General features: G+C 55.7%; 13 protein-coding genes. 7 read left to right on the forward strand and 6 right to left on the reverse strand.

Going from position 1 to position 16,461, the window contains the following annotated elements:
• The first annotated feature begins 6 nt into the window (after nucleotides 1-6).
• Both lgt and K7J14_RS05780 read left to right on the forward strand, forming a co-directional pair.
• On the forward strand, nucleotides 7-996 hold the full coding sequence (gene lgt / locus K7J14_RS05775; protein ID WP_230754226.1) for a prolipoprotein diacylglyceryl transferase: 990 nt from the start codon (nucleotides 7-9) through the stop codon (nucleotides 994-996).
• Nucleotides 989-1,168, forward strand: coding sequence for a hypothetical protein (locus K7J14_RS05780; RefSeq protein WP_230754228.1), 180 nt, complete (start codon nucleotides 989-991; stop codon nucleotides 1,166-1,168). The genes lgt and K7J14_RS05780 overlap by 8 nt, the downstream gene beginning before the upstream one ends.
• Nucleotides 1,169-1,225: 57 nt before the next feature.
• Here K7J14_RS05780 and tkt read toward each other — a convergent pair whose 3' ends face one another.
• From tkt to K7J14_RS05795, 3 genes are read right to left on the reverse strand one after another with little or no spacing between them, the layout of a single operon-like run.
• Complete coding sequence (tkt, locus tag K7J14_RS05785) at nucleotides 1,226-3,214, reverse strand: transketolase (protein ID WP_230754230.1); 1,989 nt, start codon at nucleotides 3,212-3,214, stop codon at nucleotides 1,226-1,228.
• 12 nt (nucleotides 3,215-3,226) lie between these two features.
• The gene (locus K7J14_RS05790) at nucleotides 3,227-3,691 is read right to left on the reverse strand and encodes a PTS sugar transporter subunit IIA (protein WP_230754231.1); all 465 of its coding nucleotides are present in this window, start codon (nucleotides 3,689-3,691) and stop codon (nucleotides 3,227-3,229) included.
• The gene (locus tag K7J14_RS05795) at nucleotides 3,684-5,159 is read right to left on the reverse strand and encodes a hypothetical protein (RefSeq protein ID WP_230754233.1); all 1,476 of its coding nucleotides are present in this window, start codon (nucleotides 5,157-5,159) and stop codon (nucleotides 3,684-3,686) included. Before K7J14_RS05795 ends, K7J14_RS05790 begins: the two co-directional genes overlap by 8 nt.
• A gap of 305 nt (nucleotides 5,160-5,464) precedes the next feature.
• Between K7J14_RS05795 and K7J14_RS05800 the strand changes: the two genes are divergently transcribed.
• The 4 genes from K7J14_RS05800 (at nucleotide 5,465) to K7J14_RS05815 (ending at nucleotide 8,528) form a co-directional block, all read left to right on the forward strand.
• Nucleotides 5,465-5,902 carry an Hsp20/alpha crystallin family protein gene (locus K7J14_RS05800; protein ID WP_230754235.1) on the forward strand — a complete coding sequence of 146 codons (438 nt, stop codon included), beginning with the start codon at nucleotides 5,465-5,467 and terminating at the stop codon, nucleotides 5,900-5,902.
• Nucleotides 5,903-6,091: 189 nt separating this feature from the next.
• Complete coding sequence (locus tag K7J14_RS05805) at nucleotides 6,092-6,772, forward strand: queuosine precursor transporter (protein WP_230754237.1); 681 nt, start codon at nucleotides 6,092-6,094, stop codon at nucleotides 6,770-6,772.
• Nucleotides 6,773-6,856: 84 nt separating this feature from the next.
• Entirely contained in the window at nucleotides 6,857-7,612 is a 756-nt protein-coding gene (locus K7J14_RS05810) for a ParA family protein (RefSeq protein WP_230754239.1), read from the forward strand.
• Nucleotides 7,605-8,528 carry a ParB/RepB/Spo0J family partition protein gene (locus tag K7J14_RS05815; RefSeq protein ID WP_230754242.1) on the forward strand — a complete coding sequence of 308 codons (924 nt, stop codon included), beginning with the start codon at nucleotides 7,605-7,607 and terminating at the stop codon, nucleotides 8,526-8,528. The genes K7J14_RS05810 and K7J14_RS05815 overlap by 8 nt, the downstream gene beginning before the upstream one ends.
• 36 nt (nucleotides 8,529-8,564) lie before the next feature.
• Here the strand turns inward: K7J14_RS05815 and ppk1 are convergent, their stop codons facing one another.
• From ppk1 to K7J14_RS05830, 3 genes are all read right to left on the reverse strand, one after another.
• Nucleotides 8,565-10,748, reverse strand: a complete 2,184-nt coding sequence (gene ppk1 / locus K7J14_RS05820; RefSeq protein ID WP_230754244.1) for a polyphosphate kinase 1 — start codon at nucleotides 10,746-10,748, stop codon at nucleotides 8,565-8,567.
• A gap of 10 nt (nucleotides 10,749-10,758) precedes the next feature.
• Nucleotides 10,759-12,363, reverse strand: coding sequence for a Ppx/GppA phosphatase family protein (locus K7J14_RS05825; protein WP_230754246.1), 1,605 nt, complete (start codon nucleotides 12,361-12,363; stop codon nucleotides 10,759-10,761).
• Between the two features lie 62 nt (nucleotides 12,364-12,425).
• Entirely contained in the window at nucleotides 12,426-13,856 is a 1,431-nt protein-coding gene (locus K7J14_RS05830; protein ID WP_230754247.1) for an MGH1-like glycoside hydrolase domain-containing protein, read from the reverse strand.
• 112 nt (nucleotides 13,857-13,968) lie between these two features.
• Here K7J14_RS05830 and K7J14_RS05835 point away from each other — a divergent pair, with 112 nt between their 5' ends.
• Complete coding sequence (locus tag K7J14_RS05835) at nucleotides 13,969-16,362, forward strand: asparaginase domain-containing protein (protein WP_230754249.1); 2,394 nt, start codon at nucleotides 13,969-13,971, stop codon at nucleotides 16,360-16,362.
• The last annotated feature ends 99 nt before the right edge of the window (nucleotides 16,363-16,461 follow it).

Genomic DNA, 16,461 nt, shown 5'->3' on the forward strand with positions numbered 1-16,461 from the left:
GCCGCCATGTTATTGTACATCACCTATCCTTCATGGATAACGCCGGAGATAATACCCGGAATTCCGCTGCTTCGATGGTACGGGCTCATGTATCTTGTCGCGTTCACGACAGCTTGGGCATTGTTCCGCTTCCAGGTTAAGGCGGGAGACCTTCAAAAAGCTGAAAATCGTTCGCAACCGGTCACAGACGACGAAGTATTGAGTTTTTTCACCTGGGGCATCACCGGACTATTGATCGGCGCGCGGATTTTCGCGACCCTCGTCTACGATCCCTCAGGCGACTACTGGATGCGGCCCTGGCTGATTTTCTGGCCCTTCGGAAAAGACGGTTCCTGGACCGGATTGCAGGGAATGTCCTATCATGGAGGGTTCATAGGCGGCATGATCGGCATGATCCTGTGGGCGCACCGCTACAAAAGAAGCTTTCTCGCCTGGTGCGACACCATGGGAGCATCAATACCGCTCGCCTACACCTTCGGGCGCCTCGGAAATTTCCTTAACGGCGAGCTCTACGGAAGGGTAACAACCAGCCCGCTCGGAATGATATTTCCCGGAGCTCAGCGATTCCCCCTTTCGCAGGACTGGGTAAAGAAAACAGCCGACGCCCTCGGGATGGTCATACCCGAAGGAGCGCAGCTCGTGAACCTGCCGCGCCATCCGAGCCAGCTCTACGAAGCCTTCTTCGAAGGAATCTTCCTGTGGGCTCTCATCTGGCTCGTTTTCCGGAGAAAAAGACCCTTCAACGGATTCATAACCGCCGTCTATACGATCGGCTACGGAGCAGTCCGCTTCGTCATCGAATATTTCAGGGAACCGGACGCGGATATCGGCTACAGGATTACGGCAAACGGCCAGCCCTCGCCGACATATCTGAACGAGTCCCTTCTGAATCTATCAACGGGCCAGATTCTCTGCCTCGTGATGATCGCGGCGGGCACGGCGTTTCTTGTCGTTCGTTTTCTGCAAACAGCCGGAGAAAGAAAAGACCATGGATAACAACAGAACGCACCTCATGAGCGAATTTAATGATTATCTAGACGAGGTGAGATCGGGATTGTACCGCCTGCTGGAATTCAGCCAGGACGATTGGTCCGAAAAAAAAGACCTCGCGAAGCGCGAGGTCCAGAATGCGATTAACGAACTGAGAATCCGGGTCGAGAACCTATAAAGCCGGGAACCGCCGGCCGGGAACCTCAGGCTTCCCGAGCCGGAAACGCATCCAACCTTATTTCCTCAGTACCGCTGCCAACGCTTCCGCGGTGAAGCCGAGATGCTCGGCGACCTTGTTCGCGGGGCCGGACTCGCCGAAGCGTTCGATGGAGAAGTTGTCGGAAGCGTCGCGCGTCCAGCCTTCCCATCCCATGCGGATGCCGGCTTCCGCCGTGACGATTCGCACGGAGTTCTTCGAACCGCCTACGATGGCGTTGCGGATTACTTCGCTCTGGGATTCGAACAGCTCTTTGGAAACCACTGAAACGACCCGGATCTTCTTGCAGGGAACGAGATCGGCGGCGGCAAGGGCGAGGGACACCTCGGAACCGGTCGCGAGAACAGTTACATCCGGAGAATCGGAACCCTTGCGAACAATGTAGGCTCCGCACTCGATCGTGTGCTTCCAGTCCGGATCGTCTTTCGGGAACACCGTAATGTTCTGCCGGGTGAGAGCGAGGCATACCGGTCCGTCTTTTCGGGCGAGAGCCATCTTCCATGCGTAGGAGGTTTCCTCGGCGTCTGCGGGGCGAAGCACCCAGACGTTGGGAATGCCCCGGAGTGAGGAAATGGTTTCAACGGGCTGATGGGTCGGGCCGTCTTCGCCTACATAGATGGAGTCGTGTGTAAGCACGTAGATCGCCGGCAGCTTCATGAGGGCGGAGAGCCTGAGAGCCGGGCGCAGGTAATCGGCGAAGATCAGGAAGGTCGCGCAGAACGGGCGCAAGCCTCCGTGGAGCTGAATGCCGTTGGTGATGGCGGCCATGGCGAACTCGCGGATGCCGAAGTGAAGATATCTTCCGTCGCGGTGTTCTGCGGAGAAGGCGGCCGTGTTTTTTATGCCTACCGCGTTCGGACCCTGCAGGTCGGCGGAACCGCCGACAAGATTCGGAAGAACCGCGGCGAAAGCGTTAAGCGCGTTGTTCGAAGCGGTGCGGGTAGCCAGGCTGTCTCCGGTCTTGACGGGAGGAAGAACAGCGGCGTTCAGGCGTGCGTTATCGATACCGCCTTCGGCAAAAAAAGCATCCCATTCGGCGCGGAGCGCGGGGTTCGCCTTCGACCAGGCGTCGAATACGGACTTCCACGAGGCTTCGGCGGCCGCGAAATCGGCTTTGCGCGCGGCGAAATAGTCGTAGGCGGCGGGAACAACCTGGAAATCCTTTGCGGGATCAAGGCCGAGCGCAGTCTTCGCCGCGGCGATTCCTTCCGCGCCGATCGGCGCACCATGAGCTTTCGCGGTGCCGGCGACGGATGCGGCGCCCTTTCCGATGACGGACTTCAGCATGATCAGAGAGGGTCGGCCGTCTGCCTTCGCCTGTTTCACCAGACTCTCGATGCCGGCATAGTCGTACATGTCTCCGCGGAGAACCTGCCAGCCGTACGAAGCGTAGCGCGCCGCGACGTCTTCGGAGAAGGAAAGATCGGTCGAGCCATCGATGGAGATCTTGTTTTCATCATAAAAAACGATGAGTTTTCCAAGCTTCAAGTGCCCTGCGAGGCTCGAAGCTTCCGAGGAGATTCCCTCCATCAGGCAGCCTTCGCCGACGAGAGAATAGGTGTAGTGGTCGACTACCGTGTGCGCGGCAGTGTTGAAACGAGCCGCCAGCATGGACTCGGCGATCGCCATTCCGACAGCGGTTGCTACGCCCTGGCCCAGAGGGCCGCTCGTCGATTCGACGCCTTCGGTATAGCCGTACTCGGGATGTCCGGGACACTTAGAGCCGATTTGTCTGAAGTTCTTGATGTCGTCCATCGACACCTTATATCCTGATAGATGCAGAATTGAGTAGAGAAACATCGATCCATGGCCGGCCGACAGCACGAATCGGTCCCGATTCTTCCATTCCGGGTCGGCGGGATTGTGATTGAGTATCTTGCCGTAGAGGACGGCCGCCAGCTCGGCTGTTCCAAGAGGGAGGCCGGGATGGCCGGAATTCGCCTTTTGGATGGCATCCATTGAGAGGCTGCGGACCGAAAGGGCGACAGCGTCTAGTTCTTTGCTCATTGCGTAGACTCCTTATAATAATTCTTTGATTGCGTGGATAAGCTCCGATGTATCGGGCTTTTGCTTCAGAAGGGCTCTGAACGAATCTTTTTGAAACAAAAAGGAAAGACGGGACAGCGCCCGCAGATGGGAGCCCGATCCGGAAGACAGAATCATAAATAGCACATAGACCGGTTTCCCGTCCATAGCGTCGAAATTGACCGGCTTGTCGAGAAAACAGATGAAAATGCGTTCGTCCTCTTCAGCATGGACGAGAGGAGTTCTGGGATGCGGGAGCGCGATGCCGTTTCCGATCGACGTAGTCATCAAGCCTTCGCGCTCTATCAAGCCCGCAAGAAGGGATTCGCGGGAAACGCATGCGGGAAGAACAAGCTCGGGAATGACGGAAGCGAAAACATCCGCGGGAGTCGCTCCGGAAATATTGTAATACACTCCGCCGGTTTCGATCATTCTCACGATCGAATCAGATTCAGACATCAGGCTTCTCCTTCTTGATCACCGAGAAACGTTTCTTCTTCAACGAAGGCAGCGCTTCCATAATCGCCGTCCTGGTGTCGAAAAAGCTGTCTTCCATTCCTTCGATCGACGACCACAGAGCTTCGACGTCTCCGGACGTTTCCTCCGCATAGCCCTCGAGATTTTCGATAGCCGAAACGGTATGCGTCATCAACTGCCCGAGCACTACCGCGCCCTGTTCGGGGATGTCGTCCGGCCGTATGCCGCTATGCTGCAGTTCGAATATGGTTCGGGACAATGCGGAATGAAGGGCTATGTAGCGATTGCGCAGCACGCCGACTTCATTATCCGCGAAACGGTTATAGGTTTTGCCGAGCTCGTTTTTTCTCGATTCGAGAGCTCGTTCGATGATGGGAACGCAAAAATGCGACTGAATAGTCCCGAAGGGCAGAAGCCGCTTCAACAACGCGTCAGAGGCCGCTTCCCTCAAGTACAGGCTGTCCTTTACGTACGAATCCATGACGATGAGATTTACGGGCAGGCCCAGAAGAACGAAGGATTCCTCCAGCAAGGAGGAAGGAGATGCTATCAGAGTCATCGCCCAGGAGGATTGGGCGGGTATAACGGAACCCTTATGCCAAAGCCTCGTTTCGACGCCGTACGGCTCCATGTCCACACGTTCGGACCAGCCGAGCAGATCGCCGACCGGAACCGCGTTTTCGTTGAAAAGCAGTTCCTGGCCCAGAAAGAAGGAAAAGGCCAGCTGTTCATCCATGCTCGCCGAAGGGCCGATCGAATCGAACTCCTGAACAAGAGACTCTTCCAGCACGCCGAGCCATTCGTCCCGATCGGACTCCTCGGGAGCGGGCACAACGGAGAGTTCGAAAATTCCGCCGGCCCAATCGACAACTTTTGCGGCGAGAAAATCGCCCGCGCGGAAAACGCCGGACCAGTACACGTCTCGAACGTCTACCGCCATCAAACTGAAACACGACGGATCCGCGCCGTCCGAATCCGAGAAAAGAAGATCGTTCGCCGAATTATCGAGCGATAGATACTGAGGAACATATTCCTCGCCGAAGAAGGAATACAGAGGATAGGCTTCGTCGGGATCGGTTTCATACGGCACGCGCGGGAGTATTCGTCCGTTATGAATAAAGGTAAGTTCATGAGGAAGATACGAGGGATCTTGATAGGGAACCAGACGGGAGCCGGGAAGGAAAACGCCGGCCGCCAATTCTTTCTTGCCCGGACGAATCAATGCGGTCCTCCCGGTAAAGAGGCCGGCGCGGCTGATCCAGAGCGGCTCTTCTCCGTTCCAGGAGGGATTAAGATAGGCAAGCTGATTGTATGAAAGATAATCGGAAAGGTCTTCATAATTTTCCGCGGTTGCAGCTTCGCCCATGAATCGTAATAAGGCGGATAAGGGGAAAGGCTCGAGAGTGGACTCCAAAAAATCCATGAGAATATCATCAAGACGGTCTTTCATTACACTAAATACTATACCATTACACCCTCGCTGTACCAGTGCCCGAAGATACCCGCCGACAACCCGGAAGAGCCCAAAAATGTATCATTGTGACACAATCGATCAAGAAAATGTGACACAACAAGTGAAAAATGAAACAGAAATTATCCACAAAAAGCAAAACCATTCCAAGATAAAACGAAACAAATCCTTACATTACATAGAAATAAAACTAAACACCTATTGTCATCAAGTTGGCACGCATTTTGCTGATATATTAATGTCCGGTACGGACGCACATAACACAATACCATGGAGGTACTACCATGAACGCATTAAGCCTTTTTTCACCCTCTTTCGCATCAAACGTGTTGGACGCCTTTGACAGAGATTTCGGATTCGTTGCCCCGCTTCCCGCGACAACCACAGCGCCGCGAGTAGACGTGAAGGAAACGAAAACCGCCTACGTTATGGAAATGGATCTTCCCGGCATGACGGAAAAAGATGTGGAAATCAACCTGAAAGACAGGGTGCTTTCCATTTCTTCGCTGGAAGAAGCGAACAAGGAAGAGAAGAAAAAAGAGGACGGAGTCGAGTACCTGATTCGGGAAAGACGATCAACCTGCTTCTCCCGCCGATTCTCCCTTCCGGAAGACATCGACGCCGAGAAAGTCGAAGCGGACTTCAAGAACGGAGTACTCACCGTAAATATTCCCCGCAAGCCCGAGTCGCAGCCCAGGCAGATTCAAATCCGCTCCGCATAAACCACGAATAACCGTTCGTTAAGCCGGTCCGGCCTCCTCCCCGGGCCGGCTTTTTTTTTAATACGTGTTGCCCGGCGCATGCCGCCGGGTGTTCGCAGCCCGCTGAGTAAACCTCATCTCACGGATCTCTTTGAATCAATTTGCGAACGAGCTTGAAAGCCCTTCTTTTTTTCTATACACTCACCCGCCATGAACAACAACACGAAGAAAACATCTTTCTTGCCGGTTATCACCGGACTCTTTGTCGGCATCCTGGTTATTTCCAACATTCTGGCATCCAAAATGGTCCAGATCGGGCCCTTCGTCTTCGACGGCGGGACTCTCCTCTTTCCCCTGTCCTACATATTCGGCGACATACTCACCGAGGTGTACGGCTACAGGGAATCCAGAAAAGTCATTTGGACGGGGCTGATAATGCTGGTCCTCATGGCGGTAAACGTATGGCTCATCGGCTACCTGCCCGCGGAACCCAGCTGGGTATTTCAGGATGATTTCAACAACATCCTCATGCTGATGCCGCGCATCGTCATTGCAAGCATAGTCGCGTACTTCGCCGGCGAATGGTCGAACTCGGCGGTTCTTTCCCGCTTGAAAGTAGCGACGAAGGGAAAACGGCTGTGGACGCGCACCATCGGCTCGACGCTGGTCGGACAGCTTCTGGATTCGACGCTTTTCGTCTTCATCGCCTTTACCGGCATCTACCCGCTTTCTGTTCTCGTCGTGATGGCTCTTTCGAATTACCTGTTCAAAACGGTAATAGAAGTCGTATTCACCCCCGCGACCTATATCGCAGTCGGGTTCGTGAAAAAATCTGAAGGAATCGACGTCTACGACTATCAGGTATCCTATAATCCGCTTCCCGTAAAATAAAGCCCGCCAAAACCCTTCGCGAGAGCCGCTGTCTGCAAAGAAGAGACTTTCACAAAGGATGAAAATCCGGTATAATACCCGGATATGGGGAAAACCTTTGTTTTTGTGAACCAGAAAGGCGGGGTGGGCAAAACCACCTCAGCCATCAATATAGGCGCGTATCTTGCGCTGGAAGGCAAAAAAACCCTGCTGGTCGATTTCGACTCGCAGGGAAACATGACTTCCGGCGTGGGAGTGGACAGGGAAAAACCGACTGTATACGACCTGATGGCCGGAACTTCCCCTGCGGCCGAGGTTATACGCGAATCGGCGATACCCGGACTTTCCGTCATTCCCGCCTCGATAGACCTTTCCGGAGCGGCGATCGAACTCGTCGACCAGGAAGAACGCGAATACTTCCTGAAAAAAGCCCTTGCCCCCCTTCAAAGCACCTACGACTACATACTGATAGACTGCCCGCCCTCGCTTGGAATACTCACACTGAACGGACTCGTCGCAGCGGACGCCGTGCTTATCCCCCTGCAATGCGAATACTTCGCGCTTGAAGGGCTCACCCTCCTCCTGCAGACGGTAAAGCGCGTCCAGAAAACGCTGAATCCCGAGCTGGAAATCGGCGGCATTTTCTTTACCATGTACGACTCGCGCACGAGATTGGCCCAGGACGTCGTGCATCAGGTAACATCCTATTTTAAAGACCGGGTTTTCCGAACAATAATTCCGCGCAATGTCCGTCTTTCAGAGGCTCCCTCGCACGGTCTGCCGATTTGCAAGTACGACGCCCTGTGCGTCGGTGCGAGAAGTTACGAAAAGCTGGCGAAAGAGGTATTGGAACGTGGCTAAAACAGGCGGACTTGGACGCGGGCTCGGAGCCCTTCTTGACGATTCTGACGCGGAAAGCGGCGCAAGAACCGCTTATTCAGGCGAGAACGCCTCCGGAGCAGGCTCGGAACTTTTTATTAATCCCGCGTTTCTCAAACCGAATCCCCATCAGCCCAGGCGCGAATTCGACGAACAAGCCCTCCAGGAACTGGCGGACTCGATCCGCGAACACGGAATAATCCAGCCGATCATCGTCGAGGACGCCGGAGACGGAACCTATTTCATCATAGCCGGAGAACGGAGAACGCGCGCCGCGAGGCTCGCGGGACTCGCCAGAGTGCCGGTCGTGGTAAAGAAATTTTCGGAAGAACGAAAGCTCGAAGTCGCCCTCATCGAAAACATACAGCGCGAAAACCTCAATCCGGTAGAAGAAGCCCAGGCCTACCACAAGCTTATGACCCTGGGAAATTTGAGCCAGGAGGAAGCGGCGGCCCGCGTCGGCAAAAACCGCTCGACCGTAGCGAACTCCCTGCGCCTGCTCAAACTCCCGGAAGACATGACGTCCTCGCTCGCGTCGGGGCAGATCACCCCCGGACACGCGAGAGCCATCCTCTCGGTGCTGAATCCGTCCGACCAGAGAATCCTCTTCGGGCGCATTCTGGGCAACGGTCTTTCGGTCAGAGAGACAGAACGCATGGCGGCGGAATTGAACGGCGGAAGCAGGGCGAATGCGGCATCCCCGAAAAAGGACGCCAAGGCGCGCGGACAGGCAGACGACCCCGCCAAAAACATAGAAGTACGGAGCCTCGAACAGAAATTCATCGATATTCTTGGAACCAAGGTGTTGCTGAAAGGAAATCTGGATCGGGGAACGATTGAAATATCCTACTATTCGCGGGACGACCTCGACCGCATCTACGAAATACTCGGCAAGTGATTCGGAGGAGGCAGAAGCCTCCCGACGCGGATCGTATTACGGCTCTGCCCTGCGGACGATGAATTCCCGCTGAGGCTCCTGCTCGTACAGCTCGGTCCGTCTTTTTTCAGCCTCGTACAGAAGCTCCTGCACCCGGATGCGCTGCTCTCCCGCTTCGGGACTTCGGCGAAGCCAGGATCCGTTGGGCATAAGAAAGTGCGATTTCACGTTGTCCGCGAAGTACAGCTGGAGAACGTCCTTGATCGTCGCCTTGACCCCTTCCGCAAGAATGGGGAAGAGCAATTCGACCCGGCGGTCCAGATTGCGGGGCATCCAGTCCGCGCTCGACAGATATAATTCGTCGGCTCCTCCGTTCGCAAACCAGAAAATTCTCGAATGCTCCAGAAAACGGTCGATGACGCTCACCACCGTGATGTTTTCGCTTTGCTTTGGAACTCCCGGAACGAGCATGCACACTCCGCGAATATTGAGCTGAATGCGGACGCCCGCCCGGCTCGCCCGGTACAGCGCGTCGATGATTTCGGGATCGGCGAGGCTGTTCATCTTCGCGATGATCAAGCCCGGCCGCTCCGGAGCGGACCTGCCGATTTCGCGGTCGATCAGGGAAATAAGCCGGCTCTTCATATCGATCGGAGCCATGACCAGGCGCTTGGTGGACAGAATGGCTGAACAGCCTGAAATCATGTTGAAAAAGAGGGTCGCGTCGTTGGCGATTTCGTCGTTGGTCGTGAAAATCGACATGTCGACGTACAGACGGGCGGTCCTGTCGTTGTAGTTTCCGGTGGAAAGATGGACGTACCGCTTGATGCCTTCGATCTCGCGGCGTATCACCAGCAATATTTTCGCGTGAACCTTTAGCCGGGCGATGCCGTAGACGACGATGACGCCGGCTTTTTCAAGGCGGCCGGCCCAGGAGATGTTGCGTTCTTCGTCGAACCGCGCCTTGATCTCCACGAAGACCGTCACATGCTTGCCCGCTCGGGCGGCGCGCTCCAGAGCCCGCACTACGGGAGAATTGCCGCTCGTCCTGTACAGAGTCATCTTGATCGCGAGAACAGCGGGATCGTCGGCCGCATCGTTTATCATGCGCATAACCGGATCCCAGGATTGATAGGGCACATGGAGAAGGATGTCGCGCCGCTTCATCTCGTCCCACAGGGGTTCGTCGCGGGGCAGATCGACCGGCCACAAATGCTTCCAGGCGGGATTCCGCAAATGATCGAAGCCTTCCGCGTTCGCCAGCGCGGCGAGAGTCGGCAGATCGATCGGCCCGTTTACCGCGTAAATCTCGATATCCTGCAGCTTCATTCCGGATTTCAGATAATCGGAGATGATAGGGCTCGTGCCGGTGCAGATCATGCGTACCGGAATGGAGGACATGCGCGATACAAGCACTTCTTCGATCGCGGCGATGAAATCGGCGTCCCGGTCTTCGTCCACCGCGAAATCGGCGTCCCGGGTAATCTTGAACAAAAGGCTTTCTTCGACGGAAAAACCGGGAAACAACCGCTGACCGAAGGTTTGCACGACATCGTCCAACAGCGCGAACTGCTTAACGCCCCGCTCCTCCGGCAGCCAGACGACGCGAGGGATGCTCGCGGGTATTTGCACGACGGCAATAATGGGCTTTGACGGTTTTTGACTCGTGTCGCCCTCGTTTTCCGAAAGAATGCCGCTTTTCTCCAGAAAGGCCGTAAGAGGCCCGTCGGGAAGCGCAAGATTGTTTTTCAAGCAAAAAGCCGCGTGAAGGCGCAGATTGCCCAGGCTGCGGGCGAGCCCTTCCGCGTCCGTCTTCAACGGCGTAAGCAGGGGAAACACCTCGTTCATGAAAAAAGCGTCCAGAAAACGGTTTTGATTCGGGGTGTATTCCGCCGAAGGAACGTACTTCAAGCCTTCCGAGGCGAGACCGGGAAGAAGCTCGTTCATCAAGCACTGATACTGCGACTGAACCAGCTCATGCACCCGGGATGAAATGGCCGCGAGCTGCTGCGAAGCGGTAAGGCCGGCGGCATCCCTCCAATCGGGATTCGATTGATGCTGAGCCTTGAGGCTTGCCACGCGGACCATGAAGAACTCGTCGAAGTTGGACGATACGATCGTCAGGAAGCGCAGCCTCTCCAGCAGGGGAACATCGGGAGAACGCGCTTCGGTCAACACTCGCGCGTTGAACTCTATCCAGGACAATTCTCTGCTGAAATAGCGGTTCGATTCGGTATTCATGTCGGTTCCTTCAATTTAATACAAGACGATAGCCGAAGATCTCTTCGAAAAGATCGGCCTTTTCCTCAAGCGCCATCCGTTCCAGGGTAACGTCGTGAGTCCCCCGGGCGCGCAGATACAGCGTATCCTTTGAGAGCTCGATGTCGAAATCTTCGATATGCTGCGAATGCCCGCGATCGAGCGCGTCCGCGATGCGCAGCAGAGCGGACAGCTTCAACACCATGGTGCGGTCCTGGCGGGCGAGAGTCGCGTAGGCATGATGCCCCGGATTCGGCTTTTCGGCCCGATGATAGCGCACGACATTGGACAGAATGTTCATGTCGTCCTTGTTAAGCCCGAAAATATCCGAGTGGGCGATGATGTACTGGCTGTGCAGATGATGGTCGGCCGGACGGATGAAGCTGCCGACGTCGTGAAGGATCGCCGCGACCTCGAGAATGAGCCGGGCATGGCGGTCAAGGCCCAGTTCGGCCTCCAGGCAATTATATAAACCGAGGGCGATGCGGGTGACGTAGCGAGAATGGTCCTCGTCCACATGGTAGCGTTTGCCGAGATTTGCCGCGGAAGCGACGACCTGCGTATAAAATTCCTCGTTGACCAATGGATCCGGTCCCGACACGCAGGAAATAATGACGCCCTCGCGCAGGGTTAAAAACGGCACCAGAACGGTTTCAGCCTCGGTCATTTCCAGAAAATACTGGTAGGCAAGAAGGCCGGGAGTGAGGGATTCCGCTTCTCCGTAGCTGATGCGGAAGTTCCGCACGCATTCTTCCGGGGTGTACGAGGTTACCCGCTGAACGAAGGAAATGAATTCATGCCGGGGGATGACGGAAAGAAGATCGGTTACCGGAGTTCCGATGCTGCGCGCCGCGAGGCGGGCGTCGCTGCTGATGGCTATCAACTGATGGACGCGGTCGAGGCGGAGTTCCTTGTTCAGCGTTTCTCCGGTGGTCCTGATGTACTCGGCGAGAAAGCGGCGCATGTCCTTCGCGGAGCCCATCATCGCCTTGACCTGCTGCTCGATGATGACGGTGCCCATGCGGAAACTGTGGGCCGCGACCATCTTGCCCTTCTGCATCAGCATGATTTCGGTAGAGCCGCCGCCTACGTCCATGATGATCGAATTTATTTTTCCGAGCGCTCCCGGAGCTCCCCTGAGGGCCCTATTGACGACCAGATACATGAGGCGGTTTTCTTCGATTCCGTCTATAACCCGGACGCGAAAGCCCGTTTTAACGGAGAGCCGGTCCAGAATTGAATCCCGGTTTTTCGCTTCGCGGATGGCGCTGGTCGCGACGACGGTGACGTGAGCGTCCTCGACCGCCCAACTGCGCAAGATTTCGCGGTATCGGTTAAGAATAGCCAAACACTGCAGAAGGGAGTCGCGGGAAATGCTCCCGATGGTGAACACGTCCCGGCCGAGAGCAAGAGCGCGCTCGGCGCGGTCGATCACGGCCCAGGAACCGTCGGCGGAAATTTCGGCTATAAGCAGCCGCAAACCCGTCGCGCCGATCTCGATTACCGCCTCGAGGCGGGGCCCGGCGGCCGCGCCCGCAAGCGGATCGCAGCAGGAACGGACGGGCTTTTGTATGTCAGAGGCGTCTTTCGTACGCATATTGGGAGGTTCCTTTCAAAGAGAGTATCCCCTGCCCGTATGAGTTCTTCATGAGAAAATCGTCAGAGCTTGTCGATCAGCATCGAACATTTTCCGGACGGTATCGGCAGGGTTTTCTTTTTCTGTCCGAGTATGTTGATGGTGAAATAGTAAAGCTTTTCGCTCTCCATGTGAATCTCCCACCCGCGCTGGCTTTTGTTCGACAGAATCGTGATCAGGTTGCGCTTGAGGCTGAGATTCTCTATCCCCATCACTTCAAGATTGGGAATGATCCAGTCGACGGTTTTTCTGGGCAGGGAAATAGACAAGCCGATGATGTTTTCTATCATGAGGGCGATAGTCGACAGTCCCGCGTAGGGCAGATACTGCTTGCGTGGAAAGCCCTCTTTTCCCGGCCACTGGGCAGGGCCTTCCTTCTGGGGCATGTACGCCTCCCAGAGAAAACCCTTATTGTGCTCTCCGTTGGGAGACAGCGCGTCCAGAACATAATAGAGATGGCGGATAGCGCATTCGCGTGCGAGATCCCACCGCTGATATTTTTCCAAACCCTTTACGACCATGAAGGTGAAAGGCGCGAAAACGCTTCCGCGATAGCCCATGCCGCGTTCATCGTATTCCGGATCGTCGGCCGAAAGCGACGGAAACGGATGATCCACCCCGAAGGTATGGGGGTTGAGCAAATGGGAAATGAGCTTGTCTGCCTTGTCCTCGTTCGGAATTTCGGCAAGAAGCGGCCAAAAGCCCGCGATCGTTTTCTGGGGCTGGCGGACGAGGTCCGAATCGACATCGTGGTAGAAGCCGGTTTCAGGATCCCACATGTGGGAGTTGATTCGGGTCTTCAGCGAGAAATACATTCTCTTGTACTGAAAGCTCAGTTCCTTGTCGTTGAGAATATCTCCCAGGGCGGACATATACAGCGCGTTGATCGCGAGTGCGGTGTTGAAATCGACGAGAAAGTCGGCCTTCTTCCGGGGGGAATTGATCATGGTGGTAGCCGCGAGCGGCACCTGGTACAAGCCGCATTCCTTCTTGAAGGTCGCGTCGATCCAGGACATATACTTCTGAAGCACCGGCATGATGTCCTTGATGCGCTTCTTGTTCGCGGACTTGTGGAACAGATTGAATTCGGCCCAGGCGAACAGCGGCATGCCGATGCCCTCGGGATTATCCTTTGAAAGAACGGGATCGCCGGTCAGCAGGTTATATTTCCAGCGGATGGCTCCGTTCTCTTCCTGATGCTCGTAGAAAAAATCAAGGCTTTGGTTGGCGTGATAGTTTCGGTTCGAATACACGAAGAAAAATGATGAGAAAATGGTCTCGAACTGGTTGAGTATTGATTCTTCCCCTTCCGGGTAGATAAAATAACCCTCGGGAGATAAGCCATTAACATCGGGTGTTACCCAATAGTCCTGCACCCAGGCCCAGCTCCGGTCATAAATATCTACAAAGTCCTGATCGTAGAAGTGGACTTTGGGGAAATCTCGCTTGTTCACGCTTGCTCCTTCCGCTTTTTTAATAGCTGCGTCAATTTACAAGTGTATCATATTTTAGTGCAAAATTATATACTTGCAAGGCGAAAAAAACCTCAATATGGGGAGACGAACGATGTACCAGTCAAAAGTTTTTCTGGAAGTCAGGATACTGCTTTCCACCACGGAAAAGGCTTTCTGCTCATGCCATATCGGCAATTCCGCCGGGAGCTGCCCTGTTTGCCGACGGGAAGAAGGCGCGCTGCCGGCGGTGAATTCCCAGACTGCGCGGCGAGCGTATCTCCTTGCCCACGCCCTTGATTGCGTACTTGCCGACAAAGCGGACTACGAGCGCCCCAAGGGGAGCCCGTCGCTCCCGCCGGAATACAGCCTCTCCGGCGCGTCTCTGAAAATCGGCTCGGACGGCGCGATGGACATCGAGTTTCACCGGAGAAAAAAGCGCATCAGCATCCGGGAGGTAAGAATCGAAGAGGACGCCGGCAGGCTCACGCACCAGAACGGGGAAACCCGCATGGATTATTCCCAGGCCGGAGCTCCGAGCATCCGCATACGCACCGGAACGGAGTTCGAACTGGGAGAAGAGACCGAAATATTCCTCACCGAACTTCGCAGACGGATTCAATACATGGGAATCCTGAAAGGCGTTCCGCCTGAAAGCGTCATCAGATGCAACGCCTACGTTTCCCTCGCCAGATATCCGAATAATCCCGACTATACCGTTAAACTCAGGAATCTCAACTCCTTCAACTTCGCCCGGAAGGCAATAAACGCCGAGCTGCACCGCCAGGAAGAGATCCTGATCTCCGGCGGAACGGTCGAGTCCGAAAGCCGCATCTGGAACGAGAGGCAGGACAGGACCGAATTCCATCAGAGCCGCGAATCCGTTTCCGCCGTCTCTACAGTGCCGCTCCAGGGAAAGCCGTCCTTCGCTTGCCCGCCCGCCCTTCTCGCCGAGCTTCGCGCGTCGGCCATCGAACATCCCTCTGAACGGCAGAATCGCTTGATCGAAGCATGGGGAATCGCGAGAACGCGAGCAGAGTTCATCTGCGACGAAAAGTCCCGGGCCGATTTCTACGAGGAATCGATCAAGGCCGGAGCCGATCCGATGGACGCGGCGCACTGGCTGATGTCCGACATCACGGGACTGCTGCGCAAGACTGGCAAAAAAATACAGGACTCGCCGCTTTCGCCGCGCAGATTCGCGTCGATCCTCGCGCTCTACCGCGAACGCACCATCAACAGCAGAATGGCGAAACAGATCCTCCTTGCCGTCCTTGAAACCGATAAGGACCCCGCGATTCTCATGCAGGAGCACGACTGGACTCAAATCTCCGACACGACGCAGCTAAGGCTCATCGTGCAGAAAACCATTTCGGACAACCCGCTGGAAGCGAACAGGCTCCGGGACGGCGACATGGCTCCGCTCGAGTTCCTTACCGGACTGATCATGAAAAAAACCCGAGGTCTGGCGGAGCCGGGCATCGTCAAGACGCTTCTCAAGGAAGAACTCCGAATCAGCCTGGTGTACATTCTAGCGATGGGGGGAACGATCACCGGAAGCGTCGATAACGGAGAGATCATCGGAGGAGACGCGAAAATACTCCGGACGATGATCGAGCCGGAACTCACGGCAGGACACATCAGCATCGAACCGGTCGCCCCGGACCGCCTTCTCAGCGAAGAAATACAACCGATGGATTGGGCCAGGCTCGTCCACGCGATATCCCAGAAAATCGCCTCCGGAACGGCGAACGGCATAGTGGTCACCCACGGAACCGACACCCTCGCCTACACCGCGCCCCTTATATACTGGCTTTTCGCCGATTCTCCCGTTCCCATCGTCTTTACCACGTCGAATACGCCTCCGGCCGTTCTCGAACCGGGAGCGACCCCCGACGAGGCCAGGCTGAATCTGAACAAGGCGATACGGCTCGCACGAGAAAAAGAGCGCGGAATCTACGTCGTTTTCGGCGACAGGGTGCTCTCTCCCATCAATCTGAAATTCCTTCGGCCGGCCCTCTACGGCTTTACGAACTGGAATTCGCAGGACCAGCACCGGGGCGCCGGATTCCTCAACGGCCTGGGCGAAACAGATCCGTACGTCATGGGAAGGCTTCTTGCGGAAGCGGCCGACAGGCTTCATCTAACCAGAATATACCCGGGTTTGCGCGCGGACAGGCTGCTCGCGCTCACCGAAACCGGAGTGACGCACTTTTTCCTGGAATTGTACGAAAAGGGAACGGGCAACATGAAGGACAGCGACTATTCCCTGAAGCAGCTTCTGATCCAGGGAAGACGGCGGGGATGCAGATTCTACTGCACCTCGCAGCAGGAAGGGGTCGTCGATTTTTCGGGGTATTCAACATCGAGGCGGATGTGGCGGGAGGGCGCGATTCCGATGGGTTCGCTCACCACTGAAACCGCGATGGCGCTCTATTTCGCGGCGAGCCTCGTATGCGACTCGCTCGAGGAAATCGACGAGCTGATGGAAGCCGCCGGCCAGAACTGAGCCGGAAGGCTCTGCCGCCGCAGAATAGCGTTTTCGCTCGGGATAGCGCATTCAGCCGGAACAACCCTTTCGCTCGGAGTAGCGCTTTCAGCCGGAAAA

The organism is Teretinema zuelzerae (assembly GCF_021021555.1).
Taxonomy (GTDB): Bacteria; Spirochaetota; Spirochaetia; order Treponematales; family Treponemataceae; genus Teretinema; species Teretinema zuelzerae.